Raw genomic sequence first — 3,020 nt, 5'->3', positions numbered from 1 at the left:
CGTCGGTCCAGTTGGTGCCGTAGGCCTCGTCCTTGCCGGTGAGGCTGTTGGCGGCGACCTTGAGGGATTCGAGGTCGGTGCTGCCGGTGACGGTGCCGGGCTTGCCGTCACGCTGGTACATGTTGCCGTTGTCGAGGTTGCGCCAGAGCAGGTCGGGGGTGTTGTCGCCGTTGATGTCGGCGACGTTGACGATCTCGCGGCGGGCCCAGGCGGTGCCTTCCATGAGGGTGGCGGTCTGGAAGGTGGCGCCGGTGTAGCCGGACAGGGTCCAGAAGGCGGGGCCGGCGCGCAGGACGAGGTCGGGGAGTTTGTCGCCGGTGATGTCGCCGACGGCCTTGATCTGTGTCCAGGTGGAGGGTGCGGGGGCGTTGGAGGGGAGGCGGACTTCGAGGCGCCGGCTGACGTCGAAGCTGCCGTAGCCGTCGCCGGGGTAGAGGTAGAAGTGGCCGTCGGGGGCGACGGCGAACAGGTCGGTGGAGCCGTCGCCGGGGTAGGTGTCCTGGTAGTGCGTGATCAGGGCGGCCTTGCCGGTGGCGGCGTCGTACCAGTAGCCGGCCGGGTCGGTCTTCTTGTCGGCGTCGTAGGAGGCGACCAGGCAGTTGTAGAGGTCGCCGTCGTCGCCGCCGACGCAGTTTCGCAGGTTGCCGTTGGCGTCGACGATCACCAGGTCCGGCTTGGCGTCACCGGTGGCGTCCATGGGGCCGTCGGCGGTGTCGCGCGGCGGCACGTAGAAGGTGTAGTCGGTGCGCTTGCTGGCGTTGCCGGAGGCGTCGTAGGCATACACCTGGAGTGTGTTGGGCCCGGCGTGGGCGGGTGCCAGCGCGCTGACGGTGGCGGTGTCGTTCGCGGCGGCCACGTCGACGGGGTTGTTGCCCTCGATGGACCAGCGGAACTTCGCCGCGCCGGGCGAGGTGAAGGTGACGGCGCCCTTGCCGCCGAACTTCACCGTGGACCAGGTCTGCCCGTCGGGGGTGGCTTCGGGGAAGACGTCACTGTCGATGGTGGGCTGGGGCGGGGCGCTGGCGTCGACGTTGAGACGGCAGGGGTCGGTGCCGGGCGGGTAGTAGGAGGAGACCAGGGCGGGGGAGCCGGAGTCTTCGGCGCGTACGTCCCAGGAGTAGGTGGCCTTGTCCTCCAGCGGGAACGTGGCCGGGATGGTGAGGGTGGCGGTGCCGGAGGAGTTCGGCGTGACCAGAGTGCCGGCCGGGACCGTGCCGCCGGTCTTCCAGAAGCGGAAGCGGAGCTTGCTCAGGTTGCCGTCGGGGTCCTTGGCGTTGGCGGACAGCACGATGTTGGTCTTGCCGACGGTGGGGCCGGAGCCGCCGATGGAGCAGTTGCCGCCGGGGGTGGTCTTGCCGGCGGTGGGCTCGGAGGGCGGCCGGTTGTAGACGACCTCCATGGTGGCGGAGGTGGCCTTGAACTTGCGCCAGGTCTGCACGTCGGACTCGCTGGTGGCGCGGATGCCGAAGGTGATGTTCGACCAGCCGCCGTCCGCGCCCTTCTGCGCGGCGTCCTTGACGTTGAAGTCCTCGTAGTCGTCGGGGCAGGAGGTGGAGGACCAGCCGTGTGCGAAGGACTTCTTCTGCTGCACGGTCGACCAGCTCGGCTGCTTGTTCCACGTCGTGCCGGAGGAGATCGCCCCGGTGATCGCGAACTGGAACTCCCGGGTGGTGCAGGACCAGGAGTGGTTGTTGAGGACCTTGAAGGTCGCCGAGGAGATCGTGGCGCCCTTCAGGCTGGTGCTGTAGTTCATCCGCCAGAACGAGCGGGCGGTGCCACCGGTCTCACTCTCGTAGCCGACGCGGGCGTCGGAGGTGCCGGAGGAGAAGTTGGTGCCGTTCCAGAAGCTGGAGTTCGGATACGGCTTGTAGGCCACGGTCCAGGCCAGCCAGCCACTGTTCAGGGTGGGGTCGACGAAGACCGGGTACTTCGTGTCCGCCTTCGTGAACAGGCCCGTGCCTGCCGCGTTCAGGTCGAGACGCGTGCTGCCGGTGCCGTCACCGTCCAGCTTCACGGGCATGGGGGCGCTGTGGGCGCCGGGCTCGATACCCGACAGCCCCGACAGCTTCAGCACATCCGCGGACGTGGCGGTCGAAGTGTGGGGGGTGCCCTTGCCCTCATCGAGCTCGGGGTCGCGGCCGTTGGAGTCCCACGCGAACGGGGTGGGGACCGAGCCGAGTTCCTTGCCCGCCTTGTCCTGGACGAGGATGCGGCCGGTGGCGGCGTCGTGCTGGAAGACGGCCGTGGCCGAGCGCAGGCCGTAGGAGAGGGTGGCCAGCGCCTTGGACTGCGCGGCCTCCTTGTTCTTCACGATCAGCAGCTGGGCGAAGCCGCCCTCCTCGCGGGCGACCAGGAGCAGGTCGACGCCGGGAAGGACCTCGGAGTACAGGGCGCGCGGGCCGTCCAGGACCGGCTCGGGCAGGGCGCCGGGCCAGGTGTAGGCGACGGTGTGGCCGTTGATGTCGACCTCGGCCAGCACCGAGTCCTGGGCTTCCGCAAGGGGCGCGCGGGCGAAGGAGCGGTCGGCGTGTGCGGCCTTGGTGCCGCTGGAGAAGCGGACCGGCTGGGCGGCGTTGACGGGCTGGACGCCGAGGTTGCGCGGGGCGTTCTTCACCCGGCGCAGCCGGTTGTCGATCGCGGCCCACACACCGTTCGCGGTCTTCGCCCGGGCCGGCGTCGCGGTCATCCGCGTGCGCAGCTTGCCGTCGGGCAGCGCCCAGGTCTGCGAGGTCGCGGTGGTCGCGGTGTCGATCAGGACCTGCTTGCGGGTCCGCCTGGCCTCGGCCTGGGCGGCCTTCTCGTCACGCGGGCCGGTCGAGGCGGGCCGTGCGTCGGTGGCCTTGCCGGCCTCGGGTGGTGAGGCTTCGTCGGGTTGCCACCAGGGCAACAGGGCTGCGGTCAGAGCGGCCAGTACGAGGCCGAGGGTGACAGCCAGCCTGGTGCGCGTGCGCACGAAGGGGCTGAGAAAACGATGCGGCGCGGACACGGCGGCGGTCTACTCCCGTGTGAACCAGGCGGAT

1 protein-coding gene is annotated in these 3,020 nt (G+C 70.0%); it reads right to left on the bottom strand.

The genetic code is table 11. The features are described from left to right. Positions 1–2,986: DNRLRE domain-containing protein (locus AB0E88_RS35725; RefSeq protein WP_361639416.1), on the bottom strand; the 2,986-nt coding region annotated here is incomplete at its 3' end. Positions 2,987–3,020: the final 34 nt, after the last annotated feature.

The organism is Streptomyces sp. NPDC028635 (assembly GCF_040637635.1).
GTDB lineage: Bacteria > Actinomycetota > Actinomycetes > Streptomycetales > Streptomycetaceae > Streptomyces.
Note: the sequence above shows the minus strand (reverse complement) of the source record. Positions and strands in the feature narration are given on the sequence as shown.